The sequence below is a fragment of the Pseudochelatococcus sp. B33 genome (assembly GCF_053570585.1).
Genome location: NZ_JBSEFH010000020.1, coordinates 83,755 through 99,258, shown reverse-complemented (window position 1 = coordinate 99,258; position 15,504 = coordinate 83,755). Strand labels below are relative to the sequence as shown.

14 protein-coding genes and 2 pseudogenes are annotated in these 15,504 nt (G+C 65.8%); 11 read left to right on the top strand and 5 right to left on the bottom strand.

Annotation, left to right across the window (positions count from 1 at the left end):
* The first annotated feature begins 37 nt into the window (after positions 1 to 37).
* On the top strand, positions 38 to 586 hold the full coding sequence (locus ACUSIJ_RS21050) for a GNAT family N-acetyltransferase (RefSeq protein ID WP_449310381.1): 549 nt from the start codon (positions 38 to 40) through the stop codon (positions 584 to 586).
* Between the two features lie 101 nt (positions 587 to 687).
* Here the strand turns inward: ACUSIJ_RS21050 and ACUSIJ_RS21045 are convergent.
* From ACUSIJ_RS21045 to ACUSIJ_RS21035, 3 genes and pseudogenes are all read right to left on the bottom strand, one after another.
* Positions 688 to 891 (bottom strand): annotated as a pseudogene (locus ACUSIJ_RS21045) (type II toxin-antitoxin system TacA family antitoxin); the annotation flags it as partial.
* Positions 892 to 1,013: 122 nt separating this feature from the next.
* Positions 1,014 to 2,222 carry a lytic murein transglycosylase gene (locus ACUSIJ_RS21040; RefSeq protein ID WP_449310380.1) on the bottom strand — a complete coding sequence of 403 codons (1,209 nt, stop codon included), beginning with the start codon at positions 2,220 to 2,222 and terminating at the stop codon, positions 1,014 to 1,016.
* Positions 2,223 to 2,308: 86 nt separating this feature from the next.
* The gene (locus tag ACUSIJ_RS21035; RefSeq protein WP_449310379.1) at positions 2,309 to 3,634 is read right to left on the bottom strand and encodes a hypothetical protein; all 1,326 of its coding nucleotides are present in this window, start codon (positions 3,632 to 3,634) and stop codon (positions 2,309 to 2,311) included.
* A 323-nt stretch (positions 3,635 to 3,957) separates the two neighbouring features.
* On the opposite strand from ACUSIJ_RS21035, the gene ACUSIJ_RS21030 reads away from it, so the two are divergent.
* The 5 genes and pseudogenes from ACUSIJ_RS21030 (at position 3,958) to ACUSIJ_RS21010 (ending at position 7,698) form a co-directional block, all read left to right on the top strand.
* Entirely contained in the window at positions 3,958 to 4,530 is a 573-nt protein-coding gene (locus ACUSIJ_RS21030; RefSeq protein WP_449310378.1) for a DJ-1/PfpI family protein, read from the top strand.
* Positions 4,531 to 4,872: 342 nt separating this feature from the next.
* Positions 4,873 to 5,640 carry a septum site-determining protein MinC gene (gene minC / locus ACUSIJ_RS21025; RefSeq protein ID WP_449310406.1) on the top strand — a complete coding sequence of 256 codons (768 nt, stop codon included), beginning with the start codon at positions 4,873 to 4,875 and terminating at the stop codon, positions 5,638 to 5,640.
* A 13-nt stretch (positions 5,641 to 5,653) separates the two neighbouring features.
* The gene (minD, locus tag ACUSIJ_RS21020) at positions 5,654 to 6,469 is read left to right on the top strand and encodes a septum site-determining protein MinD (RefSeq protein ID WP_449310377.1); all 816 of its coding nucleotides are present in this window, start codon (positions 5,654 to 5,656) and stop codon (positions 6,467 to 6,469) included.
* A pseudogene (gene minE / locus ACUSIJ_RS21015) lies at positions 6,466 to 6,702 on the top strand (cell division topological specificity factor MinE); the annotation flags it as partial. The gene minD and the pseudogene minE, both read left to right, overlap by 4 nt.
* Before the next feature lie 354 nt (positions 6,703 to 7,056).
* Positions 7,057 to 7,698, top strand: coding sequence for a class I SAM-dependent DNA methyltransferase (locus ACUSIJ_RS21010; protein WP_449310376.1), 642 nt, complete (start codon positions 7,057 to 7,059; stop codon positions 7,696 to 7,698).
* A 15-nt stretch (positions 7,699 to 7,713) separates the two neighbouring features.
* On the opposite strand, the gene ACUSIJ_RS21005 is transcribed toward ACUSIJ_RS21010, so the two are convergent.
* Both ACUSIJ_RS21005 and ACUSIJ_RS21000 read right to left on the bottom strand, forming a co-directional pair.
* On the bottom strand, positions 7,714 to 8,028 hold the full coding sequence (locus tag ACUSIJ_RS21005; RefSeq protein ID WP_449310375.1) for a hypothetical protein: 315 nt from the start codon (positions 8,026 to 8,028) through the stop codon (positions 7,714 to 7,716).
* 169 nt (positions 8,029 to 8,197) lie between these two features.
* Positions 8,198 to 9,214 carry a zinc-dependent alcohol dehydrogenase family protein gene (locus ACUSIJ_RS21000; protein ID WP_449310374.1) on the bottom strand — a complete coding sequence of 339 codons (1,017 nt, stop codon included), beginning with the start codon at positions 9,212 to 9,214 and terminating at the stop codon, positions 8,198 to 8,200.
* A 465-nt stretch (positions 9,215 to 9,679) separates the two neighbouring features.
* Between ACUSIJ_RS21000 and pdhA the strand changes: the two genes are divergently transcribed.
* From pdhA to ACUSIJ_RS20975, 5 genes are all read left to right on the top strand, one after another.
* The gene (gene pdhA / locus ACUSIJ_RS20995; RefSeq protein WP_449310373.1) at positions 9,680 to 10,756 is read left to right on the top strand and encodes a pyruvate dehydrogenase (acetyl-transferring) E1 component subunit alpha; all 1,077 of its coding nucleotides are present in this window, start codon (positions 9,680 to 9,682) and stop codon (positions 10,754 to 10,756) included.
* Positions 10,757 to 10,831: 75 nt separating this feature from the next.
* Positions 10,832 to 12,214: a pyruvate dehydrogenase complex E1 component subunit beta gene (locus ACUSIJ_RS20990; RefSeq protein WP_449310372.1), complete on the top strand. Its 1,383-nt coding sequence runs from the start codon at positions 10,832 to 10,834 to the stop codon at positions 12,212 to 12,214.
* 11 nt (positions 12,215 to 12,225) lie between these two features.
* Positions 12,226 to 13,587 (top strand): pyruvate dehydrogenase complex dihydrolipoamide acetyltransferase, encoded by a 1,362-nt coding sequence (locus ACUSIJ_RS20985; protein WP_449310371.1) that lies wholly within the window; start codon positions 12,226 to 12,228, stop codon positions 13,585 to 13,587.
* Positions 13,588 to 13,647: 60 nt separating this feature from the next.
* Positions 13,648 to 15,060 (top strand): dihydrolipoyl dehydrogenase, encoded by a 1,413-nt coding sequence (gene lpdA / locus ACUSIJ_RS20980; protein ID WP_449310370.1) that lies wholly within the window; start codon positions 13,648 to 13,650, stop codon positions 15,058 to 15,060.
* A gap of 102 nt (positions 15,061 to 15,162) precedes the next feature.
* Entirely contained in the window at positions 15,163 to 15,417 is a 255-nt protein-coding gene (locus tag ACUSIJ_RS20975; RefSeq protein ID WP_449310369.1) for a GlsB/YeaQ/YmgE family stress response membrane protein, read from the top strand.
* The last annotated feature ends 87 nt before the right edge of the window (positions 15,418 to 15,504 follow it).

The following is a 15,504-nucleotide window of genomic DNA, read 5'->3' as shown; positions in this document are numbered from 1 at the left end:
CCGCGCCTTGCGCGGGCCGGACGGGGAGGAACTCGTCATGTTCATCATTCGGGATGAGAACCCCGCCGACATCGCCGCGCGGGAAGCGCTGCTCGACACGTGCTTCGGCGACGGCCGTTTCGCCAAGACCAGCGAGCGGCTGCGCGAAGGCCGTTTGCCGGCGAAGGGACTCGCTTTCAGCGCCGTCGCGAGCGAATCGGCCGGCGGCGAAACGCTCATCGGCACCGTGCGGCTGTGGAACGTGACGGCCGGCCGCCAGCGTCCCGCGCTTCTGCTGGGGCCGCTGGCGGTCGATCCGGCCTGCCAGTCGATGGGGCTTGGCGGCGCGCTGATGCGCCACGCCATCGCCACTGCGGCCGCGCTCGGCCACCGCGCCATCCTGCTGGTGGGCGACGCCCCCTATTACACGCGTTTCGGCTTCAGCACGGAGGAGACCGAAGCCCTGTGGATGCCGGGGCCGTTCGAACGCGAGCGGTTTCTGGCGCTTGAGCTGGAGAAAGGCGTGCTCAAAGGCGCGCATGGCGTCATCCGCGCGACCGGCGAGCGCATCCCCGCCGCGATCGAGGAGATGGCGCAGGCAGCGTGAGGTGCGCAAGAGCCGGTTCGCCGCAGTCGAAACCCTTGCGATTGTGCTTGCGGGCAATCGCTTCTCACGCCAGACCGGCAGGGTCGTTTCCGGGCGGCGAGAAGCTTGGCGTTCGGCTCGGGCGGGTTGTCCAGAAGATCGAGCACGAAGCGGCTCTGCTCCTCATCCACATGCAGACGCCCGGCCCGCTCGATCACGGCGCCGGCCGCGCGCAAAGCGTTGCGAAGCATGAAATCCTTCAGGCTCGTCTGTTCCAGTGCCGCTGCACGCATCAGCCGCGCCTTCTCGGCCCGCGGAATCCCCATGGGGAATCCTGTGGCAACTCGCGGCATGACGGATCTTTTCTTGCGGCGATATCTGACGCCGATCTCGTTTGGTTGTCACAAGCCGCGGCAACGCGGTTCGCAGGGCAAGCAAATACCCGTCCTCACTTTCCGCCGAGCGCCTGATAGACCTTCGTGCCGGCGCGGCCCGTCTGCGGCATGCCGATCCGGCGTTCGACATCCTTGATCGCCTCGCGCGTGACCGGGCCGATCTTGCCGTCGGCCTCGCCGATGGCATAGCCGCGCGCCAGCAGGAGCTGCTGCAAGTGCAGGCGCTGGGCGCGGTTGAGGCCGGGGTCGTCGGTGGGCCATCGCGTGCGCAGCGGCGGATAGCCGGCGAGCCGGTCGGCCAGATGCGAGATGGCCAGCGCGTAGGATTCCGCCTGGTTGTAGGAGTAGATCGCGTCGAAGTTGCGGAACACCAGGAAGCCGGGGCCGCTCGATCCCGCGGGCAGCAGCAGGCCGGCGTGCCCGCCGCCCGCGAGCGGTCTGCCGTCGGCGCGCACGACGCTACGCTTCGACCATTCGGCGATGGCGGCCTTGTTGCGCCGCCCCGTCGGCCCCTTGTAACCGGCGGGCACCTTCACCTCGATCAGCCACGGCTCGCCCGTGCGCCAGCCCGCCCGCTTGAGATAGTTGGCAGTGGAGCCGAGCGCGTCCGGCACGGAGCTCACGAGATCGCGCCGGCCGTCTCCGTCGAAGTCGACCGCGAGCCGCTGATAGGTGGAGGGAATGAACTGCGTCTGGCCGAAGGCCCCGGCCCAGGAGCCGTAGAGCTTGTTGAGCTGCAGGTCGCCCCGGTCGACAAGCTTCAGCGCCGCGAACAATTCGCCGCGCCAGAAATCCCGCCGCCGGCCACCCTCGCACACCAGCGTGGCGAGCGCATGCGGCAGAAAGTTGTCGCCGGCCTCGCGGCCGAAATCCGTCTCCACCCCCCACACCGCCGCGATCACGTGGCGATCGACGCCGAACTGCCGCTCGGCGGCGCGCAGCACGGAGTCATAGCGGCGCATCATCGCCTGACCGTCGGCGACCCGCTGCTCGTCGACGAGGAAGCCGAGATAGTCCCAGATCGGCGTCTTGAACTCGGGCTGCACCTTGGAGAGGCGCAGCACCTTCTCGTCCGGCGTGGCAATGTCGAGCGCCTGCGACACCACCGCCCGGCTGATGCCGGCGTTGATGGCGGCATTGCGCAGATTGGCGACGCAGGCGGCAAAATTCGCCTGCGCGGGGGACGCGGCCACGCCCGCCGCCGACACCGCGATGGCGGCGATCAGCCACCGCCGGATCGCGCCCCGATTGATACGCCGCATGCGCCCCTCCCCGAAACGTCGTCAACGCCAGTCGGGGCATCTTTAGCACAAATGGCTAACGATTCGTTCACGCACCGCCGCGCGGATCAGGCGCGGATGGCCCCTTCGGGAAGAGTATCGGGCGGGGGCGGGACGGTCAAAGTACGCACTTGCACATCATTGACCGCGATGGTCCCTTCCCTGCCGATCGTGAAGGCAATGCCCTGTCTCTGCCATGGGCTCGCCTCGGGTGCATCCTGCATTATTCCGGCCAGATGGTCGCCTATCGGGCCGCTCAGAGATGGAGAGAAAGCGACAAAAGCATCCACCGAAACGGCGCCGTCTTCGGCTTTGGCAATACGGATGCTGAAATTGTCCTGCTCTCCCACCGGCGCAAGGCTTTCCCGGAGCGGCCCTCCGTTTCTGGCCTGCGTTGCGTGCATAACGAGAGCAAAGAGTTCCTGATGGCAGGTAGACAGGATGACGTTGCGCTGTTCCCGAGAACATCCGATGTCCCGGAGCATGCCGCAGAAGTCCGTCAAGGCCGTCGCCCGATGGACCGGATCGTTCGGGATGTCGGGACGAGCCAGCGCCGCATCGCCGACATAATAGTCCCCGCGCCCGATATCCTTCTGTATCTGCTCAAACACCAATGTCTGGTGATCTTCCCCAGCAAGCGGGAACGGTGCATCGTCCCGACTGAAGAAATCCTTTATTGTGTCAACATAGCCGGATTCCTGGGATGCGTCATCTTCTTGTCCAGCCACGATATTATTCTTAACACGCACCGCGCCGTGACAAATATCGATTAATTCATTTCCAACATAGCTTTTATCGCCGTCAATACCTATTCCAGCCAAAGGAAATTCGGCGACGCCCCGGATGACCAGACTGCCGTCGAGATTGCCATCGTATCGAACATCGAAGGCGTCACGAAAGACCGGGAGCGCCCTCGTGCGAAGGTCGAGGAAAGCCAGGACCTGGCCCCTGTTGTCGCCATTGCCGGAGAGCAGATCGTTGATCGCCACGACATCCGCGGCCCGCGTCTCTCCGAAGATCAGTCCGGCCACCTGCTCGGCCCGGTCATGTCCCTCCATGGGAAGGGAAAACTCAAAGTCGCCTGCTTTCAGGACATAAGCGCGGTTGTCTTCGTCCATGGAGCCGGAGAACACACCCTTGCCCGCCTCGCCGGCTAATTCGAACAATGCATTGAAGGCGGAAATTCTGTCCTTGCTGTCATGGTGATCTGAACAAAGAACGGAAGCAAGGTTATTTATCTCCGTATTATTTGTCTTGAGGACAAAATCAGAAATAAGGTCAAAAAACCACATGACAAAACCGTAACCATTCTTCGAAATTTCGTCAATTCTATTAATATATATAGTCGCACGATCGATATTGCCATGCTTCAGAGAATCAACTTGAACACCCATGACACCGCACTCCAAATTATATAATTTATATTATATCATGAAGACAGTTTCAGCAGAAGTCTATATTTTGCCATATTTCACTCCTGACCCTGCATACGGAGCCATTACCTGAAAACTATTGCACGGCAGCTTTCCCGCGCCCGGTCGGGCCGACACGAAGTGGTGCGCTGCGCACGCATGCCGCCCCGGCCCCCACACCGTGCTTCTTCCCGCCGCCATGCCCGGGGAGTAGACTTGCGCCGCGGTCCTCTGCCGACCCCGGCTCCGCGCCGGGGAGACGGCGGACAAGCCGGCAGCAAGTCCGTTCTCAGGAGGAATATCCCATGTCGAAGAAGCTGCTCTTTCTCGTCGGCGATTACGTCGAGGATTACGAGGTTCAGGTGCCGTTTCAGGCGCTCGCCGCCGTCGGCTACGAGGTGCACGCGGTGACGCCCGGCAAGAAGCCCGGCGACACGGTCCGGACCGCCGTTCACGATTTCGACGGCGCGCAGACCTACAGCGAGAAGCCCGGTCACAATTTCACGATCAACGCCGATTTCGCCACGGTGAAGCCCGAGGACTACGCCGGCCTCGTCATCCCCGGCGGACGCGCCCCCGAATACCTGCGCCTCGATCCGCAGGTGATCGCGCTGGTGAAAGCTTTCGCCGACAAGCCCATCGCCGCCGTCTGCCACGGCGCGCAGATCCTCACCGCCGCCGACGTCATCCGTGGCAAGACCGTCTCGGCCTATCCGGCCTGCCGCCCGGAGGTGGAGCAGGCAGGCGCGACCTATGCCGAAGTTCCGATCACCGGCGCGGTCACCGACGGCCTTCTGGTCACGGCTCCGGCGTGGCCGGCGCATCCGGCATGGATCGGCCAGTTTCTCGCCGTGCTCGGCGCGACGATCGCGCTGTAGGGCGGAACGGCCCGCTGGCCGGGCGACGCCCCGCGGCAGGAAGGTGGGGATAACTTTTCCCGCCGGCGGGGCGGCGTCTCGGCCGGCATGGCGCAGGCCATTCCGGCGCTCGCCCGGCACCGCTGCGCGGCGCCCGCTTTAGCAAACGCGCGCAAGGCGAAACGGGCGCTGCATTTATACCGGCGTTTCTGCAACGGCGTTAACCAAGTGGTAACCATACTGGCGCCAAATGTTAACAGAGCAGAAACCTGAAGAAGCGCCGTGACCAATCAAGCTACCCTCCCCGCCGCCGAAACCGGCAAACCTGCCGGCCCATCGGCCAGTCAGGCGAAACGTCCCACGATCCGCTTCCGCGGCCGGTCGTTTCTCGCCCTGCTGCTGTCGCCGGAAGCTCCCCTCGACATCTGGTTCGAGGAACTGACGAGCCTGATCGACCGCTCGCCCGGCTTTTTCGGCGCGCGTGCGGTCATCCTCGACGTCTCCGGCCTTGATATCGACCGGCAGGGCCTCGTCGATCTGCTCGCGCGCCTCAACGAGCGGCGCATTCAGGTGATGGGCATCGAGGGAGCGAAGGAATCCTGGCTCGGTCCGGGCTTTCCGCCGCTGGTGCGCGGCGGCAAGCAGGTCAATGACGTCGACATTCCGGCCCCGGCTCCGCAGCCGGCGCCGGAGGTTGCCCTGCGCGCGGATGCGGATGCGTCGCCGGCGGCACCGGCCGGCGCAGCGCCCGCGGCGGCGCAGCCCGAGGCCGCACCCATCGCCATTCCGGCGGACACGACGCGGCCTTCGCTGCTCATTGACCAGCCGGTGCGCTCCGGCCAGTCGGTCGCCTTTCCGCAGGGCGACATCACCATCGTGGGCTCGGTCGCCTCGGGAGCAGAGGTGATCGCGGGGGGCTCGATCCACATCTACGGCGCGCTGCGCGGGCGTGCGCTCGCGGGCTGCGCGGGCCACGCGTCGGCGCGCATCTTCTGCAACAAGCTCGAAGCCGAACTGGTGGCCATCGACGGCCTCTACAAGACGGCGGAGGCGCTCGACAATCAATTCCGCGGACAGGCCGTCCAGATCTGGCTCGAAGGCGACGCGATCAAGATCGCGCCAATCAACTGAAGAGGGAAAAGCGATGACCAAGGTTCTGGTCGTGACATCGGGTAAGGGCGGCGTCGGCAAGACGACGTCGACGGCCGCCCTTGGAGCGGCGCTGGCACAGACGGGGCAGAGCGTCGTCGTGGTCGACTTCGACGTCGGCCTGCGCAATCTCGATCTGGTGATGGGCGCGGAACGGCGGGTGGTCTACGACCTCATCAACGTCGTGCAGGGCGAGGCCAAGCTGGCGCAGGCACTCATCCGCGACAAGCGCATCGAGACGTTGTCGCTACTGCCCGCCTCCCAGACGCGCGACAAGGACTCGCTCACGGAAGAGGGCGTCGACCGGGTCATCGAGGAACTGCGCGAGAAATTCGACTGGGTCATCTGCGACAGCCCGGCCGGCATCGAGCGCGGGCCGACGCTCGCCATGCGCCACGCCGACGTCGCGGTGGTCGTCACCAACCCGGAAGTGTCGTCGGTGCGCGATTCCGACCGCATCATCGGCGTGCTCGATTCCAAGACGCTGAAGGCCGAGAGGGGCGAACGCGTCGACAAGCACCTGCTGCTGACCCGCTACGACGTGGTGCGGGCCGAGCGTGGCGAGATGCTCAAGGTGGAGGACGTGCTCGAAATCCTCTCGATCCCGCTGATCGGCATCATCCCCGAGAGCGAGGAAGTGCTGCGCGCCTCGAACCTCGGCACGCCGGTGACAATCAGCAACCCGTCGAGTGCGCCGGCCCGCGCCTATGCCGACGCGGCGCGCCGCCTGCGCGGCGAGACGGTGGAGATCACCATTCCTTCCGACCGGAGGGGACTGTTCAACAAGCTGTTCGGAAGGAGGGCGGCATGAGCTTCTTCAAATTCTTCCGCCGCCGCAACTCGGCCCCGGTCGCCCGGGAGCGGCTGCAGATCCTGCTCGCGCACGAGCGCATCTCCACCGGCCAGTCGGACCTCGTCGCCGTGCTGCGCGAGGAAATCCTGGCCGTCATCGCCAAGCACATCCAGGTCGACAGCGACAAGGTCAAGGTAACGATGGATCGGGGCGACGCGGTGTCGACGCTCGAGGTCGATATCGAGATCCCGTCGCACATCGCCCCGGCCGTGGCCGGCAACGGGGCGGCGAACGACAAGCCGGGCTCGGACAAGACGGCCGCCGTCAAGGACGACGCGGCGGCGAAAACCCGAGTGGCCGAGAAGCCGGCGGACAAGCCCGCCGCCAAGGCTCCGGCGACGGTCGCGAAGGCGAAACCGGCAACGGCCCTGCCCCGCTCCGCGAGCGCCTGAGCGTCTTCGCCGATCGGGCTCGCGGGAGAGTCGATCAGCGTAGAGCGACGGACATTCAAACAGAAGCGTGCCGCTGCTCTATCCATTTGTTTACGCACCAAGTTTTTCCAGAAAGTGCACCCACTTTTCGGCTTGATGCTGTAGAGTGCCTTCATGCACGAGCGGATCATCGGCCTCTACGACGACAACGCCGCCGAATGGGACAGAGGGCGCGCCAGCGGGCTGGCGAAGCGCGGGCTCTTGGAAAAGGCGTGGCTCGACCGCTTCCTCACCTTGCTTCCCGCCGGCGGCGCCGTCCTCGACATCGGCTGCGGCACCGGCGACCCGATCGCGCGATACATGATCGGTCGCGGCCATGCGGTGACCGGCGTGGACTCGTCGCCGTCGATGATCGCGATCGCAGGCCGGCGCCTGCCCGGCCATGAATGGATCGTGGCCGATATGCGCGCCCTCGATCTCGGCCGGCGTTTCGACGGCCTGATCGCCTGGCACAGCTTCTTCCATCTCCCGCACGCGGACCAGCGGCGCATGATCGCCCGCTTTGCCGCCCATGCCGCACCCGGCGCCATGCTCCTGTTCACGAGCGGCCCGGAGCACGGCGAGGCGATCGGTGAGTGGATGGGCGAGCCGCTCTACCACGCCAGCCTCGACCCAGAGGAATACCGGGCCTTGCTCGCTGAAAACGGCTTCGACGTCGTGGATCACCGGATCAAGGACCCGGACTGCGGCGGGGCCACCGTGTGGCTGGCGCGAAAGCGGCCAAACCCGGAACCGTGTTTCCAGAACACGCCGTAGTCCATTTTCACGCCCTCATGGCGCCTTGAAGGTCGCCAGCGTCTGCAACTCGCCCTCAAGCGGATACCCACCCAGCAATCGCATGGCGGCGAGTTCGAGATTATTGCCGAAATTCGTATTGGACTTGAGCTCTTCAACCTTCCGATCCTTGATGATCGGGTTAAGGACCGCGTTTATAACGTCTTCCGCCCCAGGAAATTTTTTCACCGCGGCACTCTTATATTGCTCAAGCACATCCGGCGCATTCGCGGCTTGATCCACTTGCTCCGTCCCATTCGTTTGGGTAAGAGGCTGCCCTGCGGATAAGCCACCCTGAACACCATGCACCATCTTCAACCTCCATAAATATCATCCAAAGCAAAAAGCCAAAAAATCGAACGCACACCGTGGCCAATATGCGCCGCGATTATGGCAGAGTCAAGACATATATGTCTTTCATGCCATGTTTGCGCCATATATGGCGCATCACCTCGGCAGGATCGCGGCCTGCGCCCGCCCCTCACGGCACCAGCACCGCCGCACCTTGGAAGCGGCCGCGGCGCAGGTCGTCGAGCGCCTCGTTGGCGCGTGTGAGCGGATAGACGGTAGTCGCGGCGCGGATGCCGGCCTGCGGGGCGATGGTGAGGAATTCCCGCGCATCCGCACGCGTCAGGTTGGCGACCGACACCACCTGCCGCTCCTCCCACAGGATATGGTAGGGGAAGGCCGGGATGTCGCTCATATGGATGCCGCCGCACACGACGCGGCCGCCCTTGCGCACCGCGCGCAGCGCCTGGGGCACCAGCGCGCCGACGGGCGCGAAGATGATCGCCGCGTCGAGCAGGTCCGGCGGGCTGTCGTCCGAGCTTCCTGCCCAGCGCGCGCCGAGCCGCAGCGCGTGCGCCTGTGCGTCCCTGTCGCCGGCGCGGGTGAAAGCGTAGACCTCCCGACCCTGCCAGCGCAGGAGCTGCGCCAGCAGATGCGCCGCCGCGCCGAAGCCGTAAAGGCCGATGCGCGCGCCCTCGCCCGCGATCTTCAGCGACCGCCAGCCGATCAGTCCGGCGCACATCAGCGGCGCTGCCGCCACCGGATCGTCGAAGCCGCCAAGCGGGAAGGCGTAGGCCGCATCCGCGATCGTATGCGTGGCGAAGCCGCCGTCACGCGTGAAGCCGGTGAAGCCCGGCGCGTCGCACAGGTTCTCGCGCCCGGCCGCGCAGTAGGAGCAATGTCCGCAGGTATGGCCGAGCCACGGAATGCCGACGCGGGCGCCGATGGCGGGCGGCTCCACGCCGGATGCTTCCACCTTTGGCCCCACTGCCTCGACGCGTCCGACGATCTCGTGTCCCGGCACCACCGGCAGCCTGCCGTCGGCCAGGTCACCGTCCACGACATGCAGATCGGTGCGGCAGACGGCGCAGGCCTCGACGCGCACGCGGATCTCCCCCGGGCCGGGCGTCGGCGGGGAGCGGTCCTCCCAGACGAGCGGCGCGCCGATCCGGCGCAGGACCATCGCCCCCGCCCTGCCCGCCGTTCCCATATCCGCGTTTCCTCGGGTCGGAGCCGGACCTGCCGCTGTCGTCATCTGCCCCTCCTGCCGGCGCGGCGGAATGAGATGCCGCGCGTTCCGCGCCTTCGCGCATCATGCGAGCGTGCCCGTCCCGCGGTCAACCATCCCGGCGCCGGCCGGAGCGTGCGATGCCGCAACCCCCCGCCGTTCAATCGCCATCCGCGGCATGGCCATTTGTCCATTGTAATAGTACCATCGCCGTCACCGGTGCAGCGCCACACCGCCGCCAGAGGAGAGAAATACCGCAACAGCGAAGAACCATGCCGATTAACTAAAATCGAGTTAAATTCAAAAATAGATGCGTTATCAGAAGGTTGGTTACAAAAAAACCTAATTTTTGTTCGTTTTTGAGTCTCGCCAAACGGGAGCTTCTGGGCTAAAGAGCGAAAAGGAAACCTTCGTTCAACCGTTCAGCGTCATCTGGGAGGATACGCAATGGCTGGTACAGCAAGAAAGACCGCGCGCGCCGTCGAGGGCGCAGGCTCTGCGCGCCAGGCGCGGGGCAAGGCGGGCGGCGGAAAGGGCGGCGCGGTATCCGCACCCGTTCTCGTCAATCACACGCAGGATCAGGATCTGCACGCCTACCGCGAGATGCTGCTCATCCGCCGTTTCGAGGAAAAGGCCGGCCAGATGTACGGCATGGGCCTGATCGGCGGCTTCTGCCACCTCTACATCGGGCAGGAAGCGGTCGTCGTCGGCATGCAGCTCGCGCAGAAGGACGGCGATCAGGTCATCACCGCCTATCGCGACCACGGCCACATGCTGGCCACCGGCATGGAGGCGCGCGGCGTCATGGCCGAGCTCACCGGGAGGCAGGGCGGCTATTCGCGCGGCAAGGGCGGCTCCATGCACATGTTCTCGCGCGAGAAGAATTTTTACGGCGGCCACGGCATCGTCGGCGCGCAGGTGTCGCTGGGCACCGGGCTTGCCTTCGCCAACCGCTACCGGGGCGACAATGCGGTGTCCGTCACCTATTTCGGCGACGGCGCGGCCAACCAGGGCCAGGTCTACGAGAGCTTCAACATGGCCGAGCTGTGGAAGCTGCCGGTCGTCTACGTGATCGAGAACAACCGCTACGCCATGGGCACGGCCTTGAACCGCGCCTCGGCGCAGACCGATCTGTCGAAGCGCGGGGCCTCCTTCAACATTCCCGGCGAGCAGGTCGACGGCATGGACTATCGCGCCGTTCTGGAGGCCGGAGCCCGCGCCATCAGCTGGGCGCGTTCCGGCAAGGGGCCGTATCTGCTGGAGATGCAGACCTACCGCTATCGCGGCCACTCGATGTCCGACCCGGCGAAGTATCGCTCCAAGGACGAGGTGCAGCGCATGCGCGAGGAGCACGACCCCATCGAGCAGGTCAAGCGCCGCCTGATCGATGAATGGAAGGTGGACGAGGGCGAACTCAAGGCCATCGACGCCGGCGTGCGCGAGATCATCAACGAAGCGGCGGACTTCGCCACGCACGATCCCGAGCCCGACCCCGCGGAGCTGTGGACCGACGTGCTGAAGTAATCAGCCCGCAAAACATCTCGTTGCGCCGGCAAATCTTCGCCGGGTCCCCTTCCAGAATTTTTCGGAACATTCCCCATGCCGACCGATATTCTCATGCCCGCGCTGTCTCCGACGATGGAGAGCGGCAAACTGTCCAAATGGCTGAAAAAAGAAGGCGATACGGTCAAGTCCGGCGATGTCATCGCCGAGATCGAGACCGACAAGGCGACCATGGAGGTCGAGGCCGTCGACGAAGGTGTGCTGGCAAAGATCCTCGTGCCCGAGGGCACGGAGGAAGTGGCCGTCAACACGCCCATCGCCGTGATCGCCGGCGAGGGCGAGGACGTGGCCACCGTCGCCGCGGCGCCAGCGACCGCTGATGCCCAGGCGCCCGCCGCCCCCGTCGTCGCCGAACGGGCGGCCGAACCCGTCCCCGCCGTCCCGCGCGCGCCCGAGCCCGCGGTCGAGGCCGATCCCGAAGTGCCTCCGGGCACGGAATTCGTCACCCAGACGGTGCGCGAGGCCCTCCGCGACGCCATGGCCGAGGAAATGCGCCGCGACGGCGACGTTTTCGTCATGGGCGAGGAAGTGGCCGAGTATCAGGGCGCCTACAAGGTGACGCAGGGGCTGCTGCAGGAATTCGGCGACCGCCGCGTCATCGACACGCCGATCACCGAGCACGGCTTCACCGGCGTTGCGGTGGGCGCCGCCTTCACCGGCCTCAGGCCCATCGTCGAGTTCATGACCTTCAACTTCGCCATGCAGGCGATCGACCAGATCATCAACTCCGCCGCCAAGACGCTCTACATGTCCGGCGGCCAGCTCGGCTGCCCGATCGTCTTTCGCGGCCCCAACGGGCCGGCGGCGCGCGTCGCCGCGCAGCACAGCCAGGATTACTCCTCCTGGTACAGCCACATCCCCGGCCTCAAGGTCATCGCGCCCTACACGGCCGCCGATGCCAAGGGCCTCCTGAAGGCGGCGATCCGCGACCCGAACCCCGTCATCTTCCTCGAGAACGAGATCCTCTACGGCCATTCCTCCCCGGTGCCGAAGCTCGACGATTTCGTGCTGCCCATCGGCAAAGCCCGCATCGCCCGGCCGGGCAAGGACGTGACCATCGTCGCCTGGTCCTACGGGCTGATCTACGCCCATGAGGCCGCCGACAAGCTGGCGGAAGAAGGCATCGACGCCGAGATCATCGATCCGCGCACCCTGCGGCCGCTCGACATCGACACGATCGTGGCCTCAGTGAAGAAGACCGGGCGCGTGGTCACGGTCGAACAGGGCTGGGGACAGTCCGGCGTCGGTTCGGAGATCGCCGCCCGCGTGCAGGAACTCGCCTTCGACTGGCTCGATGCGCCGATCCTGCGTGTCACCGGCAAGGACGTGCCGATGCCCTATGCGGCCAATCTCGAAAAGCTCGCGCTGCCCTCCGCCGACGAAGTGATCGCGGCGGTGAAGGCTGTCACCTATCGCTGAGGGAGGGGTTCATGTCCGTCAAGATCCTGATGCCGGCCCTGTCTCCGACGATGGAGAAGGGCAATCTGGCCAAGTGGTTGAAGAAGGAGGGCGACACCATCAAGTCCGGCGACGTCATCGCCGAGATCGAGACCGACAAGGCCACCATGGAGGTCGAGGCGGTCGATGAGGGTGTGATCGCCAAGATCCTCGTGCCCGAGGGCACCGCCGACGTGCCGGTGAACGAGGTCATCGCCATCGTCGCCGAGGAAGGCGAGGACGTCGCCGCCGTCGCGGCCTCCGGCGCTACCGCAGCCCCGGCTGCGGCACCCGCCCCGGCGGGGGAGGCGGCACCCGCGGCCCCTGCCCCGGCTCCCGCGCCCGCCACTGTCCCTGCCGCCGCGCCGACTCCCGTTGCCGCGCCGGCTCCGGCCGCTGCCTCTGGCGAGCGCATTTTCGCCTCGCCGCTGGCGCGCAGGCTGGCGAAGGAGGCCGGCATCGACCTTGCCGCAGTCAAGGGCACCGGCCCTTACGGCCGCATCATCGAACGCGACATCGAGGCCGCGATCAAGACCGGCGTGGCGCAGCCCGCCGCCGCTCCTGCCCCTGCTCCCGCGCCCGCAGCGGCTCCGAAGCCGGCGCCGGTAGCGGGCGCCAGCGACGAGGCGGTGAAAAAACTCTTCGCGCCCGGCAGCTACGAGGAGATCCCGCACGATGGCATGCGGAAAACCATCGCCCGCCGGCTGGTCGAATCGAAGCAGACGGTGCCGCACTTCTATCTCACCGTAGATACCGAGCTCGACGCGCTGCTCGCCCTGCGCGAGCAGATCAACGCCGCGGCACTGAGGGACAAGGACGGCAAGCCGGCCTACAAGGTCTCCGTCAACGACTTCGTCATCAAGGCGCTGGCGCTGGCGCTGCGCCAGGTGCCGGACGCCAACGTGAGCTGGACGGACGCCGCCATCCTGCGCCACAAGGTGGTGGATGTGGGCGTTGCGGTTTCCATACCGGGCGGGCTCATCACGCCGGTGGTGCGCAACGCGGACATCAAGAGCATCTCCGCCATCTCCAACGAGATGAAGGACTACGCCGCGCGCGCCCGCGCCCGCAAGCTGAAGCCGGAGGAATATCAGGGCGGCTCCTCGGCGGTGTCGAACCTCGGCATGTTCGGCATCCGGGACTTTTCCGCGATCATCAACCCGCCGCACGCCACCATCCTCGCCGTGGGGGCGGGCGAGAAGCGCGTGGTGGTGAAGGATGGCGCGCCCGCGGTCGCGACCGTGATGACGGTGACGCTCTCCACCGACCACCGCGCGGTCGACGGGGCGCTCGGCGCGGAACTGCTCGCCGCCTTCAAGCCGCTGATCGAGAACCCGCTGGGACTTCTGGTCTGACCCCCGCATCGTCGCGGCCGGTCCGCCGGCCGCCGTCACTTCGGATTTCATGAGGCTGTTATGGCCAGTGCATACGACATCATCGTCATCGGTTCGGGCCCCGGCGGCTATGTCACCGCCATCCGCGCCGCCCAGCTCGGTTTCAAGACCGCCGTGGTCGAGCGCTCGTATCTCGGCGGCATCTGCCTGAACTGGGGCTGCATCCCCACCAAGGCGCTGCTGCGCTCGGCCGAGATCTATCATTATTTCCAGCATGCCAAGGACTACGGCCTTGCGGCGGACAACGTGCGTTTCGACGCCAAGGCCATCGTCGAGCGCTCGCGCGGCGTCTCGAAGCAGCTCAACACCGGCGTAGGCTTCCTGCTGAAGAAGAACAAGGTCGACGTCATCTGGGGCGAGGCGACGCTGGACGCGCCGGGTTCGCTCACCGTCTCGGCCACGCCGGATGCGCCGAAGGGCGCGCTCGGCGGCGGCACCTATACGGCAAAGCACGTCATCGTCGCCACCGGCGCACGCCCGCGCGTGCTGCCGGGGCTGGAGCCGGACAAGAAGCTCGTCTGGACCTATTTCGAGGCCATGGTGCCCCCCAGCATTCCGAAATCCCTGCTGGTGGTGGGCTCGGGCGCGATCGGCATCGAGTTCGCCTCCTTCTACCGCACGCTGGGCGCCGAGGTGACTGTGGTTGAGGTGCTGCCGCAGATCCTGCCGGTGGAGGACGCCGAAATCGCCGACATCGCCCGCAAGCGCTTCGAGAAGCAGGGCATCAAGGTGCTGACCGGCACCAAGGTGACGAAGCTCGACAAGGGTGCGGACAGCGTCACAGCGACGCTGGAGACGCCGAAGGGCAGCGAGACGATCACGGTCGATCGCGTCATCTCGGCGGTCGGCGTCGTCGGCAACATCGAGAACCTCGGCCTCGAGAAGCTCGGCGTGAAGACCGATCGTGGCATCATCGTCACCGACGGGCTCGGGCGCACCAACGTGCCCGGCATCTACGCCATCGGCGACGTCGCCGGTCCGCCCATGCTCGCCCACAAGGCCGAGCACGAGGGCACGCTCGCGGTGGAAGCCATCAAGGGGCTGCCCGTGCATGCGCTCGACAAGGCGAAGATCCCAGGCTGCACCTACTGCAACCCGCAGATCGCCTCCGTCGGCCTCACCGAGGCGAAGGCGAAGGAAGCGGGTTACGACATCAACGTCGGCCGCTTTCCCTTCATCGGCAACGGCAAGGCGATCGCGCTCGGCGAGCCGGAAGGGCTCGTCAAGACCATCTTCGAGAAGAAGACCGGCCGGCTCCTCGGCGCGCATCTGATCGGCGCGGAAGTGACCGAGCTCATCCAGGGCTTCGTCATCGCGCTCAATCTGGAGACGACGGAGCAGGAACTCATCGACGCGGTGTTCCCGCACCCGACGCTATCCGAAACGATCCATGAAAGCGTGCTCGACGCCTACGGGCGCGCGATCCATATCTAGTCAAGACGTCACTCTTCTCCGGTATCAAACGCGGGATCATGGAACGTATCGTCAAGCTTGACGTTTATCCATGGTCTTGTCGTCCAACAGTGGGAGAAGAAAATGGCAGGTGTTGGTATTATCGGTGCGATCATTATCGGCCTGCTGGCCGGCTGGATCGCGCAGCAACTGGTGAGCGGCGGCAGCGGCGGGCTGGTGACGAACCTCGTCGTTGGCCTGATCGGCGCCTTCATCGGCCCGATCGTGCTCGGCGTCTTCGGTCTCTGGCAGGGGTCGGGGTTCATTCCGAGCCTGGTGGTGTCGACGATCGGCGCGATCGTCCTGCTGATCATCGTGCGTGCGCTCAGACGCGCATGACGCGGAAGTCGGCCCTGCCGGGCGCGCACTTGCAACCGGCAGGGTCACAGTTTAGATGATTTGCGTTTGGGTGCGGTTTGCGGCCTG